The organism is Ramlibacter rhizophilus, from assembly GCF_004681965.1.
In the GTDB taxonomy this organism is placed as follows: Bacteria; Pseudomonadota; Gammaproteobacteria; order Burkholderiales; family Burkholderiaceae_C; genus Ramlibacter; species Ramlibacter rhizophilus.
In genome coordinates, this window is sequence record NZ_SMLL01000003.1 from 550,428 (window position 1) to 567,597 (window position 17,170).

The 17,170-nt window shown below is 70.9% G+C and carries 14 protein-coding genes; 9 read left to right on the top strand and 5 right to left on the bottom strand.

All coding sequences use genetic code 11. The features are described from left to right. Positions 1-36 precede the first annotated feature (36 nt). On the top strand, positions 37-495 hold the full coding sequence (bamE, locus tag EZ242_RS09050) for an outer membrane protein assembly factor BamE domain-containing protein (protein WP_135285002.1): 459 nt from the start codon (positions 37-39) through the stop codon (positions 493-495). Between the two features lie 15 nt (positions 496-510). Here the strand turns inward: bamE and EZ242_RS09055 are convergent, their stop codons facing one another. The 4 genes from EZ242_RS09055 to EZ242_RS09070 all read right to left on the bottom strand — a co-directional run bounded on the left by EZ242_RS09055 (position 511) and on the right by EZ242_RS09070 (position 4,371). Continuing rightward, positions 511-2,175, bottom strand: coding sequence for a SulP family inorganic anion transporter (locus EZ242_RS09055; RefSeq protein ID WP_135284808.1), 1,665 nt, complete (start codon positions 2,173-2,175; stop codon positions 511-513). Positions 2,176-2,197: 22 nt separating this feature from the next. After that, positions 2,198-2,377: a hypothetical protein gene (locus EZ242_RS09060; RefSeq protein ID WP_240787028.1), complete on the bottom strand. Its 180-nt coding sequence runs from the start codon at positions 2,375-2,377 to the stop codon at positions 2,198-2,200. A 148-nt stretch (positions 2,378-2,525) separates the two neighbouring features. Beyond that, positions 2,526-3,386 carry an N-formylglutamate amidohydrolase gene (locus EZ242_RS09065; protein ID WP_135284810.1) on the bottom strand — a complete coding sequence of 287 codons (861 nt, stop codon included), beginning with the start codon at positions 3,384-3,386 and terminating at the stop codon, positions 2,526-2,528. Between the two features lie 7 nt (positions 3,387-3,393). After that, complete coding sequence (locus EZ242_RS09070) at positions 3,394-4,371, bottom strand: Bug family tripartite tricarboxylate transporter substrate binding protein (RefSeq protein WP_135284811.1); 978 nt, start codon at positions 4,369-4,371, stop codon at positions 3,394-3,396. Between the two features lie 104 nt (positions 4,372-4,475). On the opposite strand from EZ242_RS09070, the gene EZ242_RS09075 reads away from it, so the two are divergent. Beyond that, positions 4,476-5,375, top strand: coding sequence for a LysR substrate-binding domain-containing protein (locus EZ242_RS09075; RefSeq protein WP_135284812.1), 900 nt, complete (start codon positions 4,476-4,478; stop codon positions 5,373-5,375). On the opposite strand, the gene metG is transcribed toward EZ242_RS09075, so the two are convergent. Then, complete coding sequence (gene metG / locus EZ242_RS09080; protein ID WP_135284813.1) at positions 5,372-7,429, bottom strand: methionine--tRNA ligase; 2,058 nt, start codon at positions 7,427-7,429, stop codon at positions 5,372-5,374. The genes EZ242_RS09075 and metG overlap by 4 nt on opposite strands. A gap of 128 nt (positions 7,430-7,557) precedes the next feature. Between metG and apbC the strand changes: the two genes are divergently transcribed. From apbC to EZ242_RS09115, 7 genes are read left to right on the top strand one after another with little or no spacing between them, the layout of a single operon-like run. Further along, complete coding sequence (apbC, locus tag EZ242_RS09085) at positions 7,558-8,646, top strand: iron-sulfur cluster carrier protein ApbC (protein WP_135284814.1); 1,089 nt, start codon at positions 7,558-7,560, stop codon at positions 8,644-8,646. Continuing rightward, a complete protein-coding gene (locus EZ242_RS09090; RefSeq protein ID WP_135284815.1) occupies positions 8,646-10,391 on the top strand; it encodes an NADH-ubiquinone oxidoreductase-F iron-sulfur binding region domain-containing protein in 1,746 nt (581 codons plus the stop codon). Before apbC ends, EZ242_RS09090 begins: the two co-directional genes overlap by 1 nt. Continuing rightward, a complete protein-coding gene (gene fdhF / locus EZ242_RS09095; protein ID WP_205960625.1) occupies positions 10,378-13,329 on the top strand; it encodes a formate dehydrogenase subunit alpha in 2,952 nt (983 codons plus the stop codon). The genes EZ242_RS09090 and fdhF overlap by 14 nt, the downstream gene beginning before the upstream one ends. Then, positions 13,326-13,874: a DUF3305 domain-containing protein gene (locus EZ242_RS09100; RefSeq protein WP_135284816.1), complete on the top strand. Its 549-nt coding sequence runs from the start codon at positions 13,326-13,328 to the stop codon at positions 13,872-13,874. Before fdhF ends, EZ242_RS09100 begins: the two co-directional genes overlap by 4 nt. After that, positions 13,867-14,538: a DUF3306 domain-containing protein gene (locus EZ242_RS09105; RefSeq protein WP_135284817.1), complete on the top strand. Its 672-nt coding sequence runs from the start codon at positions 13,867-13,869 to the stop codon at positions 14,536-14,538. The genes EZ242_RS09100 and EZ242_RS09105 overlap by 8 nt, the downstream gene beginning before the upstream one ends. Continuing rightward, positions 14,465-16,555, top strand: a complete 2,091-nt coding sequence (locus EZ242_RS09110; protein ID WP_205960626.1) for a 4Fe-4S binding protein — start codon at positions 14,465-14,467, stop codon at positions 16,553-16,555. Before EZ242_RS09105 ends, EZ242_RS09110 begins: the two co-directional genes overlap by 74 nt. Next, positions 16,552-17,169: a TorD/DmsD family molecular chaperone gene (locus tag EZ242_RS09115; protein WP_135284818.1), complete on the top strand. Its 618-nt coding sequence runs from the start codon at positions 16,552-16,554 to the stop codon at positions 17,167-17,169. The genes EZ242_RS09110 and EZ242_RS09115 overlap by 4 nt, the downstream gene beginning before the upstream one ends. The last annotated feature ends 1 nt before the right edge of the window (position 17,170 follow it).

The window sequence follows — 17,170 nt, forward strand, 5'->3', positions numbered from 1 at the left end:
CGTACCCCCTGGCGCGGCGCCGCCGCGGCCCTGTGCATGGCGTTTCTGCTGTCCGGCTGCGACCGCCAGCGCATCGCCGAGCTGGAGGAGGGCGTGGCCACGGAAGCCGACGTGCGCGCCCGCTTCGGCACGCCCGAGGCCATCTGGGAGGCGCCCGGCGGTGGCTACACGCTGGAATACAACCGCAACCCGGCCGGCCACCAGAACTACATGATCACCATCGGCCCGGACGGGCGCATGTCCTCGCTGCGGCAGGTGCTGCATCCGGGCAACTTCGCGCAGGTCAAGCCCGGCATGAGCATGGAACAGGTGCGGCGGATGCTGGGCAAGCCGGCGCGGCAGATGGACTTTCCCCTGCGCAACCAGGCCGCCTGGGACTGGCGCTGGATGCAGCCGCCCAACACGTCCATGTTCTTCACCGTCTGGTTCGACCGCGACTGGCGCGTGGTGGGCAGCGAAACCCGCCCGGACACGGAGGCGCCGGAGAACCGCTGAGGTCGGCGGTTCCGGTCAGGCGCCGACTTCGGGCGAGGCGCGGTGCTGCGCCAGCTCCTGCGTGAACCCGGAGCGTTCCATCACCTCCGCGGGTTGTGGCTGGAGCCCTTCGATCAGCAGCGTGCCGGCACGCAGCAGCACGGCCTTGTGCAGCTGGCGCAGGGCGTCCAGACCGGTCGTGTCCAGGTGGACCAGGTGCAGCGCATCGAGCACGACGCGGGGCGATGCAGGGCCGGCCTCGATGGCCTGCACCGCGGCGTCGAGCTTGGCCGCTGCGCCGAAGAAGAGCGACCCGTAGAGCCGGAAGCGCAAGCTCTTCTCCTCGCCGCCCTCGATCTGCTCGACCGAGAACAGCGTGTTCATGCGGCGGATGAAGAGCGCGCAGGCGGCGACGAGCCCCACCTCCAGCGCCACGGTCAGATCGAACACGACCGTGAGCACGAAGGTGCCGACCATCAGCACGCGGTAGTGCAGGCTGTAATGCGACAGCCGGGCGAACTCGCGCCATTCGCCCATGTTCCAGGCCACGAAGAGCAGGATGCCGGCCAGCACCGCCAGCGGCACGTGCAAGGCCAGCGGCGCGGCCAGCAGCACGATCAGGCCCAGCACCACCGCATGCGCGAGCCCCGCCACGGGCGTGCTCGCGCCGGCGCGCACGTTCGTCACCGTGCGGGCGATCGTGCCCGTGGCCGGCATGCCGCCGAAGAAAGGGACGACCACGTTGGCGATGCCCTGGGCCATCAGTTCCTGGTTCGGGTCGTGGCGCGGCAGGCCGCTCACCTGGTCGGCCACGCGGGCGCACAGCAGCGACTCGATGGCCCCGAGCAGCGCGATGGTCAGCGTGGGCGTGACCAGCAGCTTGACCGTCTCCCAGGAGAAGGCCGGCAGCGCGAACGCTGGCAGCCCCTGCGGAATGCCGCCGAAGCGCGAGCCGATCGTCGCCACCGGCAGCTGCAGCGCCCACGCCAGGAGCGTGAGCGACACCAGCGCCACCACCGGCCCGGGCAGGCGCGCGTTGACGGAGGCCGCGCCGCGCAGCAGCGGCAGCTTCAGCACGGGCTGCAGGGGCGACTCCCGCGCCCACAGCCGTGGCCACAGGGCCAGCCCGGCCACGCAGGCCAGGCCCAGCGCGAAGGCGTAGGGGTTGAAGCTGCCCAGGTGCAGCGCGATCTGCCGCCCCTGGCCGAAGAAGTCGGCCGGCATGCGCGCGATTTCCAGGCCCAGCCAGTCCTTGAGCTGCGACAGCGCGATCAGCACCGCGATCCCGTTGGTGAAGCCGACCACGATGCTCACCGGCACGTAGCGCACGAGGTTGCCCAGGCGCAGGAGGCCCAGCACGAACAGCAGCACCCCGGCGCAGGCGGTGGCGATCAGCAGGTTGGCCAGGCCGTAGCGCTCGACGATGCCATAGACGATGACGATGAAGGCGCCGGCCGGCCCGGCGATCTGCACATTGGAGCCGCCGAGAAGCGCGACCAGGGTGCCGGCGATGATGGCCGTCCACAGGCCCGCCCCGGGCGGCAGCCCCGAGGCGATGGCGAAGGCCATGGCCAGCGGCAGGGCGACGATGGCGACCGTCGCGCCCGCGCCCAGGTCGCGCACGAAGCGGCTGCGGTCATAGCCGGCAAGGGAATCCAGCAGGCGCGGACGGAAGCGCGCGAGGGGCAGCTTGGTCGCCATGACTGGCGATTGTGCGCCTGAGCTAGTCGGTGTTCGAGTCCGGAACGGCGAGGTCCACGGCCGCCCCCACCGCACGGCCGGTGAGCTTGACGGCGCCGACACCGGCGCCGACGGCGAGCGAGGCACCCGTCACGGCCACCGAGGTGGCGGTCGAGGCCACCGTGATGACGGCACAACCGGAGGTGGCAAGGGCGAGGAGCATGGCCGCGACGAGCGCGATGCGCCGAGGGGCCGGGGAGGCTGGGTGGGACATGAAGGAGCGCCCCTGCTGCTGAGGCGTCCCCGGATTCTAGGCAGGCTCGGCTGTGAACCTGAAGCGCATGCGTGACCAAGCGCAACAGCGCCGGGTGCTAGGCCTTCCCGCAGCGCCCTCGCACGTAGCCCGCCAGCACCTGCAGCAGCGCCGACAAGTCGCGCTGCACGCGCCCGAAGCCCTCATTGCGCTCGCGCGTCGCCTCGTCCATGTACAGCGGCCGGCGGATCTCCACCTGCAGGCTGTGGCGCCCCTGCTGCGGCTGGCCGATGCGGGCGATCAGCTGCACGCCCTTGTAGGGGTCGTTGCGCGCCACGGTGTAGCCGCGCGAACGCAGCTCGCGCTCGACCAGGTCGACGAAGCCCGGCTCGCAGGTCGTGCCGTCGCGGTCGCCCAGCACGAAGTCCGCCAGGGGATGCGGGCTGTCGATCTTCAGGCGCGCGTAGGCGTCGTTGGGCATGGAGTGCAGGTTCAGGTGCCAGACGGCCCCGAAGCGCTGCGCCGTGTCCTCGATCGCCCGCGACAGCGCGGCGTGGTAGGGCTCGTAGTAGTGGCGGATGCGGTGGCGCACCAGCTCGGGTGCCAGCGGCCCCGCGTAGATCGGTACGCCCGCGCCGACGTTGCGCCACACCAGCCCGTAGCCCAGGCGCGTCTTCTCGCCCGGGTTGAGCGGCGCGTCCCAGGGGCCGGACAGCAGCTCGGGGTCCAGGTCGTCCAGCGTGCGGTTGACGTCGATGTAGGTGCGCGGAAAACGCGCCGCCAGCAGCGTGGCGCCCACCGAGGGCGCCGCCTGCCAGAGCGCTTCCACGTGCGTGTCCTCGCCGCGGCGCAGCAGCGCGCGGGGCACCGCGTGCCCGAAGTCCTCGGGGTAGTCGGTGCCGCTGTGCGGCGAGTCGCACACCAGCGCCACCGGCTCGCCGGCGGGCGGGTGCAGATCGTAGGCCGTGACCGGCTTCATGCCTGTGTCAGTCGATCGCGATCTTCGCCACTTCCGCGACGCGCTTGTAGCGGGCCATGGCCTGCTCGATCTGGCGGGCGAAGTCGGCCGGCGTGCCGGGGATCAGCGTGGAGCCCGACTCGTCCATCTTGCGCGCGAACTCCGGATGCTTCATGGCCTTGTGGATGGCCGCGTTCAGCTTGTTCACCACCTCCGGCGGCGTGCCCGCCGGCGCCACCACGCCGAACCAGCCGCCCGTACCCATCTGGGGGAAGCCCAGCTCGCCGTAGGTGGGCACGTCGGGCAGCGTGGGCGAGCGCTTCTCGGCCAGCACGGCCAGGGGGCGCAGCTTGCCGGCCTTGATGTTGGTCAGCGCCGAGGGGAGGTTGTCGGTGATGGAATCGACCTGGCCGGCGAGCGCGTCGTTCATGGCCTGGCCCGCGCCCTTGTAGGGGATGTGCAGCAGCTCGATGCCCGACAGGTGCATGAAGTGCTCGATGTTCGCGTGGCCCAGCGAGCCCGTGCCGGGGGAGGCGAAGCTGAACTTGCCGGGCGCGGCCTTGGCCTTGGCGATGAATTCCTGCATGGTGGCAGCCGGCACGCGCGGATGCACGGCGAACACGCTGGGGGTGGTGGCCACGTTGGTCACCGGGGCGAAGTCCTTCACCGGGTCGTACTTGAGCTTGCTGCCGTACACGGCGGGGTTGCTGCCGTGCGTGCTCACGGTCGCCATGCCCAGGGTGTAGCCGTCGGGTTTGGACTTGGCCACGAACTCCATGCCCAGCGAGCCGCCGGCGCCGGCCTTGTTCTCCACCACGATGCTCTGCCCCAGCTCGCGGCTCGCGTACTCGGCCACCAGGCGGGCGGCCAGGTCGGTGGAGCCACCGGGGCCGAAGGGCACCACCAGCTTGATCGGGCGATCGGGCCAGGTCTGCGCGTGCAGGCCGCCGGCCAGGGCCAGGGCCGCCACGGCCGCGGCGGTCTTGAGGAAATGACGTGTGTTCATCAGAAGCTCCGGTCCAAGGAAGAGATGGACGCAGGGTAGGCAGCGGGGGTTCCGCCGGCAATCGACTTTTCGGTGCCAGGTGATGACATGCTGTAATCGCGTGCATGCCCATTCGCAGCCCTTCGCTGGTCGAGCTCCATGCCTTCCTGGCCGTGGCGCGCACCGGCAGCTTCCGCCGGGCGGCCGATGCCCTGTCGGTCACGCAGGCGGCCGTGAGCCGCGCGGTGCAGCGGCTCGAATCCGAGCTGGGTGTGCACGTCTTCGAGCGCAGCGGCGCGGGTGTGTCCCTGACATCCGCGGGCCTGGAGCTTCGCCGCCGGACCGAGAAGCACGTCCTCGCCCTGGAAGATGCAGCGCTGGCGCTTCGCCGCAGCGCCGACCGCCTGGGCCTGCGCGTGTCGGTGGCGCCCAGCATCGGCACCTTGTGGCTGCTGCCGCGCCTGCCCGACTTCCATGCGCGCCACCCGGAGGTGGGGCTGGAATTCCGTCAGTACCACCACGAGGAGGACTTCCAGCGCGAGGACGTGGACCTGTGGATCGCGCTGAAGGCCCGCGCCGGGCAACGCTGGCCCCGGCACATCGCCGCGGACTACCTGGTGGGCCGGGACATCGTGGCCGTGTGCGCGCCTTCGCGGGCGCGGGGCCTGCGCAGCGCCGACCAGCTCCTCGCGCAGCCGCTGCTGTACCACTCCAACTACCCGGACAACTGGGCGCTGTGGGCGCGGGCCGTGGGCGCGCAGCTGCCGCCCCGCTGGCGCGGCACCGGCTTCGACCTGGTCCTGAACCTGGTGGAGGCCGCCCGCGCCGGCATGGGCGTGGCGGTGGTGCAGCGCTGCATGGTGGAGGCGGACCTGGCCGAGGGGCGCCTGCGCATGCCGGTGCCCGGCTCGGCGTCCACCGGGCGCGGCTACTACCTGTGCCGCCGCCGCGCGCAGGCGGCGCACCCGGCGGGGGAGCGTTTCGTCGCCTGGTTACGGGAGCAGGCGGGCGCCGCCGAGGTTTAGCGAACCCGCATGCCCGGCTGCGCGCCCGGCCAGGGTTCGAGGATGAAGATGCCCGGCTGCTGCTTCTCGTCGGCGTGGCTGGCCGCCAGCACCATGCCTTCGCTCAGGCCGAACTTCATCTTGCGCGGCGTGAGGTTGGCCACCATCACCGTGAGCTTGCCCACCAGCTGCGCCGGCTCGTAGGCCGAGGCGATGCCGGAGAAGACGTTGCGGGTCTTGCCCTCGCCCACGTCCAGCGTCAGGCGCAGCAGCTTGGTCGAGCCCTCGACGCGCTCGCATTGCTCGATGCGCGCGATGCGCAGGTCGATCTTGGCGAAGTCGTCGATGGCGATGGTGGGCGCGAGTTCCTCGCCGCCGGGCACCGGCGCCGCAAGCTCGGCAGGCGCGGCTTCGGCGGGCGGCTCGAACAGGGCGTCGAGCTGCTTGGGGTCCACGCGCTGCATCAGGTGCTTGTACTCGCCCACGGCATGGCCGGCCGCAAGGGGGCGGGCCGCATTGGAGAAGTCCAGCGGCTCGCACTGCAGGAAGGCTTCCGCGGCGCCGGCCAGCTGCGGCAGCACGGGCTTGAGGCAGGCGGTGAGCACCTTGAAATGCTCGATGCACTCGGAGCAGATGGCGGCGGCCTCGTCCCCCCGGCCTTCCTTGACCAGCTTCCAGGGCGCGGCGGCGTCGAAGGCTTCGTTCACCTGGTCGGCATAGGCCATGATCTCGCGCAGCGCCTTGCCGTACTCGCGGGCCTCGTAGAGCTGGGCCACGCTCGCGACGAGTTCCTGCGGCTTCAGGCGCGCCGCGCCGTTGGCCACGAGGCGGCCGCCGGGGATGAACTTCACCGCCCGGCTCGCGATGTTCACGTACTTGCCGATCAGGTCCGCGTTCACCCGCGCCACGAAGTCGTCCGGGTTGAAGTCCACGTCTTCCACGCGCCCGTTGAGCTTGGCCGCGATGTAGTAGCGCAGCCACTCCGGGTTCATGCCCAGGGAGAGGTACTTGAGCGGATCGATGCCGGTGCCGCGGCTCTTGGACATCTTCTCGCCGCTCACGGTGATGAAGCCGTGCACGTTCACCTGCGACGGCGTCTTGCGCCCGGAGAACTCCAGCATGGCGGGCCAGAACAGGGTGTGGAAGTAAACGATGTCCTTGCCGATGAAGTGCACCTGCTCCACGGAATCGTCGCCCATGAAGGCCTCGAAGCTGGCCTCGGTGCGTGAAGGCGCGTGCCAGTGCTCGCGCGCCTGGCCCTTGTCGAAGTGGTTCTTCAGGCTGGCCAGGTAGCCGATGGGTGCGTCCAGCCAGACGTAGAAGTACTTGCCCGGGGCGTCCGGGATCTCGATGCCGAAGTAGGGCGCCTCGCGGCTGATGTCCCAGTCGGCCATGCCGGCCTCGAACCACTCGCTGGCCTTCTTGGCCATCTCGGGCTGCAGGCGGCCGGGCGCCTGCGTCCAGCCCTTCAGGAAGTCCACCACCTGCGGGTCCGAGAGCTTGAAGAAGAAGTGCTCGGAGCTGCGCAGCTCGGGCGTGGCGCCGGTGAGCGTCGAATACGGATTGATCAGGTCCGTGGGGGCATACACGCTGCTGCACACCTCGCAGCTGTCGCCGTACTGGTCCTTGGCGTGGCAGGTCGGGCACTCGCCCTTGATGTAGCGGTCGGGCAGGAACATGCCCTTGACCGGGTCGTAGAACTGCTCGATGGTGCGGCGCGCGATGAGGCCGCGCTGGTCCAGGCGGCGGTAGATGGCCTGGGCCAGCTCGGTGTTCTCGGCGCTCTCGGTGGAGTGCCAGTTGTCGAAGCGCACGTGGAAGCCGTCCAGGTACTCCTTGCGCCCGGCGGCGATCTCGGCCACGAACTGCTGCGGTGTCTTGCCGGCCTTCTCGGCGGCGATCATGATCGGCGCGCCGTGCGCGTCGTCGGCGCCCACGAAGTGCACCATGTGGCCCTGCATGCGCTGGACGCGCACCCAGATGTCGGCCTGGATGTACTCCATGATGTGGCCGATGTGGAACTTGCCGTTGGCGTAGGGCAGGGCGGTGGTGACGAAGAGCTTGCGCTGGGTCATGGGCGGCTGGGGCGGGCGGAACCGGCGATTCTAGGCCGCGGCAGCACGGCGCCTGGCGGGGCGGGTCCCCCCGGATCGAAGGGCCGGGGCGCGCTCGCTACACTGCCAGGTTCCCGACGCTTCACACCATGGCCACACCCGACCAGCTGCTTGCCGCCCTTGCGGCCGTAAAAGACCCCAACACCGGCCTCGACTTCGTCAGCACCAAGGCCATCAAGAACCTGCGCGTCGAAGGCGGCAAGGCGTCCTTCGACGTGGAGCTGGGCTACCCGGCCCGCAGCCAGGTGCCGGCGCTGCGCAATGCGCTCATCGCGGCCGCCCGGGGCGTGCCCGGCATCAGCGAGGTCGCGGTGCAGGTCACGATGCGCGTGACCGCGCACGCCGTGCAGCGCGGCGTGCAGCTGCTGCCCAAGGTGAAGAACATCATCGCGGTGGCCTCGGGCAAGGGCGGCGTGGGCAAGAGCACCACGGCCGCCAACCTGGCCCTGGCCCTGTCGGCCGAAGGAGCCAGCGTGGGCCTGCTCGACGCCGACATCTACGGCCCCAGCCAGCCCATGATGATGGGCATCGAGGGTCGCCCCGAAAGCCCCGACGGCAAGACCATGGACCCGCTGGAGAACCATGGCGTGCAGGTCATGTCCATCGGCTTCCTGGTCAACCAGGACGAAGCCATGATCTGGCGCGGCCCCATGGCCACCCAGGCGCTGGAGCAGTTGCTGCGCCAGACCAACTGGCGCGAGCTGGACTACCTCATCGTGGACCTGCCGCCCGGCACCGGCGACATCCAGCTCACGCTCTCGCAGCGCGTGCCCATGACCGGCGCGGTGATCGTCACCACGCCGCAGGACATCGCCCTCCTGGACGCGCGCAAGGGCGTGGCCATGTTCGAGAAGGTGGGCGTGCCCATCCTGGGCCTGGTGGAAAACATGGCCGCGCACGTGTGCAGCCAGTGCGGCCATGTGGAGCACATCTTCGGCGAGGGCGGCGGAAAGCGCTATGCGGCCGAGCGCGGCATCGATTACCTGGGCGCGCTGCCGCTGGACATGTCCATCCGCCTGCAGGCCGACGGCGGCAAGCCCACCGTGGTGGCCGACCCGGACGGCGCCATTGCGGCGCAGTACAAGGCGGTGGCGCGCCAGGTGGCGGTGAAGATCGCGGCCAAGGCCAAGGACTTCTCCTCGCGCTTTCCCACCATCACCGTCTCCAAGGACACCTGATGCAGCAATCGCCCGTCCGGCTGTTTCGCGGGGGCGATCGCACGGGGCGGCTCAAGGGCCGGCCGGTCGACGAGACAGCCCTGGAAGAGGTGCGCGCGCTGCTGGGGCCGGGTCCCCACGCACGCGACCTGCTGATCGAGCACCTGCACGTCCTGAACGACCACTGGCACGGCCTGCACGAGCGGCACCTGGCCGCGCTCGCGCGCGAGATGAACCTGCCCATGGCCGAGGTGTTCGAGGTCGCGAGCTTCTACCACCACTTCGACATCCTGCGCGCGGGGGAAGAGGGCGCGGCGCTGACGGTGCGGGTGTGTGACGGCTTGCCCTGTGAGATGGCAGGCGCGCGCTCGCTCCTGGATCGCCTCCCGGCGCTCCTGGGGCCTTCGGTGCGCGTGGTGGCGGCGCCGTGCATCGGGCGCTGCGAGCAGGCGCCGGCGGCCCTGGTGGGGCAGGAGGCGGTGGGGCAGGCGAGTGTGGAGAAGATCGCGGCTTTCGTGGGGGGCAGCCCCCAGCCTGGCCCTCCCCCAGAGGGGGAGGGGACGCATCCACTCCCTCCCCCTCTGGGGGAGGGCAGGGGTGGGGGCCCGCGCGCCAACCCTATCCTCTACACCGCCTACCGTGCCCAAGGCGGCTACCGCCTGGCCACCGCGCTTGCCCGAGGCGAGCGCGACCCCGAGTCCATCCTCGCCACCCTCGACCACGCCGGCCTGCGGGGCCTGGGCGGTGCCGGCTTTCCCGCCGCGCGCAAGTGGCGCATCGTGCGCGAGCAGCCCGCGCCGCGGCTCATGGCCGTGAACATCGACGAGGGCGAACCCGGCACCTTCAAGGACCGCCATTACCTGGAGCGCGACCCGCACCGCTTCCTCGAAGGCATGCTGGTGGCGGCCCGCGTGGTGGGCTGCGACGCCGTCTACATCTACCTGCGCGACGAATACCACGCCTGCCGGCAGCTGCTGCAGGCCGAGATCGCCGCCTTGCAGGCCGACCCGCCTTGTCCGCTGCCGGCCATCCACCTGCGCCGCGGCGCGGGCGCCTACATCTGCGGCGAGGAGTCGGCCATGATCGAGAGCATCGAGGGCAAGCGCGGCGAGCCGCGCCTGCGACCGCCCTACATCGCGCAGCTCGGCCTGTTCGGGCGGCCCACGCTGGAACACAACTTCGAGACGCTGTACTGGGTGCGCGAGCTCGTCGAGCGCGGACCCGACTGGTTCGCCCGCCAGGGCCGGCACGGCCGCCAGGGCCTGCGCTCCTTCAGCGTGAGCGGCCGCGTGCGCGAGCCCGGCGTCAAGCTGGCGCCGGCCGGCATCACGCTGCGCGAACTCATCGACGAATACTGCGGCGGCATGGCCGAGGGGCACACGCTCTACGGCTACCTGCCCGGTGGAGCATCCGGCGGCATCCTGCCGGCGGCGCTGGCCGACGTGCCGCTGGACTTCGACACGCTCCAGCCGCATGGCGCCTTCATCGGCTCGGCCGCGGTCATCGTCCTGGGGCACCACGACCGGGCCCGTGACGCCGCGCTCAACATGATGCGGTTCTTCGCCCACGAGAGCTGCGGCCAGTGCACGCCCTGCCGCGTCGGCACCGCCAAGGCCGCCGTGCTGATGGAGGCGCCGCAGTGGGACGATGCCACGCTGGGCGACCTCGCCGAGGTCATGGCCGAGGCCAGCATCTGCGGCCTGGGCCAGGCCGCGCCCAACCCGATTCGCTGCGTGCAACGCTACTTTCCCCATGAAATCGCCTGACCTGCCCCTCGTCTCCTTCCGCCTGGACGGCCAAGACGTGCAGGCCCTGCAGGGCGAAACCATCCTGCAGGCCGCCGAGCGCGTGGGCGTGGAGATTCCGCGCCTGTGCTTCACCCAAGGCATGCGCGCCGATGGCAACTGCCGCGCCTGCGTGGTGGAGATCGCCGGCGAGCGGGTACTGGCGCCCAGTTGCTGCCGCATCGTGACGCCCGGCATGGAGGTGCAGGCGCGCAGCGAGCGGGCGCTCAAGAGCCAGAAGATGGTGCTGGAGCTGCTGCTGGCGGATGTGCCGGCGCGGGGCTTCAAGTGGAACGATGGCGCGGGCCCTTCGACAGGCTCTGGGCGAACGGATTCCTCGCTTCTTCGAACACCCGCTTCCTCCGTTCGGGCTGAGCCTGTCGAAGCCCAGTCAGCCGGCCAGTCTTTGGAAGCGGGCCCTTCGACGGGCTCAGGGCGAACGGATCCATCGCTCCTTCCCCCCGGCCAGCATGGCGAGCTGAGCGCCTGGGCCGCGCGCCTGGGCGTCCAGCCCCGACCGGCGCTGAAGGCGCTCGAGCGCACCCAGCCCGCGCCCGACCTCTCCCACCCGGCCATGGCCGTCAACCTCGACGCCTGCATCCAGTGCACGCGCTGCGTGCGCGCCTGCCGCGAGGTGCAGGTCAACGACGTCATCGGCTTCGCCGGCCGGGGCGCCGAGGCGCGGATCGTCTTCGACCTGGAGGACCCCATGGGCGCGAGCACCTGCGTGGCCTGCGGCGAATGCGTGCAGGCCTGCCCCACGGGCGCGCTCATGCCCAAGACCCTGCTCGGCTCCCAGCAGGTCGATCGCGAGGTAGCCTCTGTCTGCCCCTTCTGCGGCGTCGGCTGCCAGATCAGCTACAAGGTGCGGGACGAGAAGATCGTGGCCGTGGACGGCCGCGACGGACCCGCCAACCATGGCCGCCTGTGCGTCAAGGGCCGCTTCGGCTGGGACTATGCCCACCACCCGCAGCGCCTGACCGTGCCCCTGATCCGGCGCGAGGGCGTGCCCAAGGACCCGTACGCGCTGCCGCCCGCCGGCCCCGATGCGCTCGCCGCCACCTTCCGCGAAGCGAGCTGGGACGAGGCCCTGGACTTCGCCGCCGGCCGCTTGAAAGCGCTGCGCGACACGCACGGCGCCCGCGCGCTCGCCGGCTTCGGCTCGGCCAAGGGCACCAACGAAGAGGCCTACCTGTTCCAGAAGCTGGTGCGCACGGGCTTTGGCAGCAACAACGTGGACCACTGCACGCGCCTGTGCCATGCCTCCAGCGTGGCGGCGCTGCTCGAAGGCGTGGGCTCGGGCGCGGTGAGCAATCCGGTGGCCGACGTGGCCGAGGCCGAGCTGGTCCTCGTCATCGGTGCCAACCCGACCTCCAACCACCCGGTGGCCGCCACCTGGATGAAGAACGCGGCCCGCGCCGGCACGAAGATCGTGCTGGCCGATCCGCGCGTGACAGACCTGGGCCGGCACGCCTGGCGCACGCTGCAGTTCCGCGCGGACACCGACGTCGCCCTGCTCAACGCGATGATCCACACCGTCATCGCCGAAGGGCTGGCCGACCAGGCCTTCATCGAGGCCCGCGCCAGCAACTTCGAGGCGCTGAAGGCTTCCGTTGCGGCCTTCACGCCCGAGGCCATGGAACCCGTCTGCGGCGTGCCGGCAGCCACCATCCGCGAAGTCGCCCGCGCCTTCGCCGCCGCGCGCAGCGCCATGATCCTGTGGGGCATGGGCGTGAGCCAGCACGTTCACGGCACCGACAACGCACGCTGCCTCATCGCCCTGTGCGCCGTCACCGGCCAGATCGGCAAGCCCGGCAGCGGCCTGCATCCCCTGCGCGGGCAGAACAACGTGCAGGGCGCGAGCGACGCGGGACTCATCCCCATGATGCTGCCCAACTACCAGCGCGTGGACAACGCGGCGGCGCGCACCTGGTTCCAGGACTTCTGGGGCACGACGCTGGACCCGGAACCCGGCTACACCGTGGTCGAGATCATGGACAAGGCGCTCGCGCCCGACGCCGATCCGCACAAGGTGCGCGGCATGTACGTGCAGGGCGAGAACCCGGCCATGAGCGACCCCGACCTGAACCACGCGCGCGAGGCCCTCGCGGCGCTGGAGCACCTGGTCGTGCAGGACATCTTCATGACCGAGACGGCTTGGTTGGCCGACGTGGTGCTCCCGGCCACGGCCTGGCCCGAGAAGACCGGTACCGTCACCAACACCGACCGCACCGTGCAGCTCGGCCGCCAGGCCATCGAGCCGCCCGGCGACGCCCGGCCCGACCTGTGGCTGATCCAGCAGGTCGCCCGCCGCATGGGCCTGGCCTGGCACTACGAAGGCGAGCACGCCGGCGTGGCCGCCGTGTACGAGGAGATGCGCCAGGCCATGCACGGCGCCATTGCCGGCATCGGCTGGGAGCGCCTGCAGCGCGAGGGCAGCGTGACCTACCCGTGCCTGGCCGAGGACGACCCGGGCCAGCCCATCGTCTTCACCGACCGCTTCCCCACCGAGGACGGCCGCGTGCGGCTGGTGCCGACGCAACTCGTGCCCGCCGACGAGCGGCCCGACCCGGACTACCCGCTGGTGCTGATCACCGGCCGCCAGCTCGAACACTGGCACACCGGCAGCATGACCCGGCGCAGTTTCGTGCTGGACGCCATCGAGCCGGTGCCCACGGTGGCCCTCAACGGGCGCGAGCTGGCGCGGCGCGGCCTGGTAGCGGGCCAGCCGGCCACGGTGCAGTCGCGCCGGGGGGAAGTCCGCTGCCATGTGCGCCGCGACGACGGCACGCCCGACGGCGCGGTGTTCATGGCCTTCGCCTATGCCGAGGCGGCCGCCAACCTGCTGACCAACGCGGCGCTGGACCCCTTCGGCAAAATTCCCGAGTTCAAGTACTGCGCGGTGCGCCTTCTGCCATGACTGAACGTCCCAAGCTCCAGGTCGCGGTGGTGATGCGCCGCGAGAAGATTGACAACCGCTGGCAGCCCTGGCGCTGGGTGCTGGATGCGGTCGTTCCGCAGGAAGACCGCTTCGGCGCCGAGCCGCGCCTCTTGCGCGAGGACGCGGGCGAGGCGCTGTGGCTGCATCCCGGCTTCGAGGTGGAGCTGTTCCGCGACGACGCCGAAGGCTACTACCTCAATGCCAGCTCGCCCGCGCCCTGCTGGTTCGTGCTGTGGCGCATGGAGGAAACGCCCACCGTGGCCGACGAGCCCATCGCCCGCCCGGCCATCGTCACCCTGAGCTACCACGACGCCGGCCGCTGGCTGGATGCGCAGGAGACGGTGGAGAACGTGCCCGCGCCGCCCGAGGTGGTGGCGCTGATGCGCGAGTTCGTCGAGGCCCACTACGTGCCCGAGCCCAAGCGGCGCAAGCGCCCCGAGAGCTTCAAGCCCCTGCAGGACCGCTTCGGCAACCCGGTCTCGGTCAGCACGGACAAGGTGCGGGGAGGTGGCGGCCATGGCTGATGGATTCCTCGGGCGCTGGGCGCGCCGCAAGCTGGACGTGCAGCAGGGCAAGCCGGTCGAGCCCGATCCGGAGCCGCCGGTTGCGGCGCTGTCGCCGCGGCCGTCGGAGCTGCCCGTGCCGCCCGCCGCCGCGCCGGAGGCGAAACCGGCCGAGCCCACCGACGAGCGCCCGCCCGCGCCGCCCCCGCCCACCCTGGAGGACGTTGCCGCCCTTACGCCGGACGACGACTTCAGCCGCTTCGTCGCCTCGGACGTGGCGCCGGACGTGAAGAACGCCGCCGTGAAGAAGCTCTTCGCCGACCCGCACTTCAACCTGATGGACGGCCTGGACGTCTATATCGACGACTACTCCAAACCCGATCCGCTGCCCGAGTCCATGTTGCGCGACCTGGCGAGCGCGGAGTTCCTCGGCCTCTTCCGCGAGGAAAAAGACACGCATCCCGACGTGGCCGCGCCGGCCGGCGGGACAAGGGAAGCTGCCGATGCGCAGGTCGGGCAAACCGTGGCACAGTCGCAGCCGCCCGAAGAGACCCCCAGCCAAGGCGTGAACGCCGAAGACGGCCGCCCCGCATCCGAACGCCCGAGCCACCATGCCGACCCTGATCTGCGACTGCAACAAGACCATGCCCCTGGACCCGAAGGTCCTGGGCCAGGCCCTCGGTGAGGACCTGACGCTCCACTCCACCCTGTGCCGGCGCGAGGCCGGCGCCTTCCAGCAGGCCCTGCGCGGCGGCAGCGAGCTGGTCGTCGCCTGCACGCAGGAGCAGCGCCTGTTCGCCGAGCTCGCCGAGCAGACCGAGGGCGTGGGCTGGGTGCCGCTCAAGTTCGTCAACATCCGCGAGACCGGCGGCTGGAGCCGTGACGCCTGGCAGGCCGCGCCCAAGATGGCCGCGCTGCTGGCCGCCGCGCGCCTGCCGGAGCCGGAGCCCGTGGCCACGGTGAGCTACAGGAGCGAAGGGCGGCTGCTCGTGATCGGTCCGCTGGAGGCGGCCGAGAAGATTGCCGCCAGCGTGGCCGACGTGCTGCAGGTCACGGTCTTTTCCACCGGCGGCAGTGGGGCGCAGGAGCGCCGCTGGCCGGTGCTGTCCGGCCGCGTGGACCGCGTGAGCGGCTGGCTGGGCGCCTTCGAGCTGGCCTTCACCCAGGACAACCCCATCGACCTGGACCTGTGCACGCGCTGCAACGCCTGCATCGAAGCCTGTCCGGAAGGCGCCATCGGCTTCGACTACCAGGTCCGCCTGGATGCCTGCACCGGGCACCGCGCCTGCGTGAAGGCCTGCGAGGCGGCCGGCGCCATCGACTTCACCCGCGACGCCCGCAGCGACACGCAGGCCTTCGACCTGGTGCTGGACCTGCGCCCGCAGCCGGCCATGCTGCGCCACGCGCTGCCCCAGGGCTACCTGCATCTGCCTCCGGACAGCGCCCCCGAGGTGCGCCTGGCGGCCGTGCTGCGCCTGCGCGAGCTGGTGGGCGAGTTCGAGAAGCCCAAGTTCTTCGCCTACAAGCAGAAGCTGTGCGCCCACAGCCGCAACGAGACGGTGGGCTGCCAGGCCTGCATCGACATCTGCTCGGCCGAGGCCATCTCCAGCGACAAGTCGCGCCAGCAGGTCAAGGTCAATCCCAATCTGTGCGTGGGCTGCGGCGCCTGCACCACCGTGTGCCCCACGGGCGCCATGAGCTACAGCTACCCGCGCCCGAACGAGCAGGGCGACAAGCTGCGCGCCTTGCTGTCCACGTATGCGAAGAGCGGCGGCCGTGATGCCGTCCTGCTGCTGCACAGCCAGGAAGCCGGCCGCCTCATGGTCGAGGAACTCGGCCGCGCCGCGCGCGTGGGCACGGCCCAGGGCGTGCCGGCCAACGTGATCCCCGTGCCCCTGTGGCACGTGGCCAGCACGGGCCTTGAGCTGTGGCTCACGGCCGTGGCCGGCGGTGCGCGGCACATCGCGGTGCTGGCCACGAGCGAGGAGGCGCCGCAGTACCTGGACGCGCTGCGCCAGCAGATGGACGTGGCGCAGGCCCTGCTCGAAGGCCTGGGCTATGCCGGCACGCACCTGTCACTCCTGCGCTGCGCGCATCCGAGCGACCTGGACCAGGAACTGCAGCTGGTCACGCGCCGCCTGGGCGCCGTGCCGGCGACCCCGGCGCGCCATGCCGTCTCCGGCGACAAGCGTGCCACGCTGGAGCTGGCGCTGGACCACCTGGTCGAACAGGCGCGCGTGCGGCCCGAGGTGATCGCCCTCCCGGCGGTCGGCTCGCCGCTCGGAACCATCGCGGTGGACAAGGACAAGTGCACGCTCTGCATGAGCTGCGTAGGCGCCTGCCCGGCCAGTGCCCTGCAGGACAACACCGAGCTGCCGCAGCTGAAGTTCATCGAGAAGAACTGCGTGCAGTGCGGCCTGTGCGCCACGACCTGCCCCGAGGACGCCATCTCGCTCACGCCGCGCCTGCTGCTCACGCCCGAGCGCCGCCAGCCGCGCGTGCTGAACGAAACCCAGCCCTATGGCTGCGTGCGCTGCGGCAAGCCCTTCGGCACCCTCAAGGCCATCGAAGCCATGCTGGGCAAGCTCTCCGGCCACAGCATGTTCCAGGGCGCGGCGCTGGAGCGCCTGAAGATGTGCGGCGATTGTCGCGTGGTCGACATCTACTCCGCCGAGAACGAAGCCAAGATCACCGACCTATGAGTGACACCTACACCCCCACCTCGGCCCTGGACGAAGAGACGGCGCGTGCCGAGGTCTATGGCGTGCTGGCGCAGCTCTGGTATGCGCCCATCACCCCCGAGCTGCTGGAGGCGCTGCGCGTCGCACCCACCGACGCGCCCACCCAGGGTGGCTTCCTGGAGGAGCCCTGGCGCGAGCTGGTGGGCATCAGCCGCGCCATGTCGCGCGACGAAGTGGCCGCCGAATACGACGCGCTCTTCGGCGGCGTGGGCAAGCCCGAGGTGTACCTGTTCGGCTCGCATTACCTCTCCGGCTTCCTGAACGAGAAGCCGCTCGCCAAGCTGCGCGAGGACCTGGCCGCGCTGTCGCTCACGCGGGGCGATGCCATGTCCGAGACCGAAGACCACTTCGCCTACCTGTGCGAGGTGATGCGTTATCTCATCGCCGGCGACGACGTGGCGGTGGCCAACCTCACGAAGCAGCGCGAATTCTTCACCGAGCACCTGCAGCCCTGGGCCACGGGGATGTGCGAAGCCGTCTCCGCCCATCCCCGCGCCCGCTTCTACGCCGTGCTGGCCGACTTCACGCGGGCCTTCCTGAACGTGGAGCAGCAGGGCTTCGACATGCTCGGCTGAT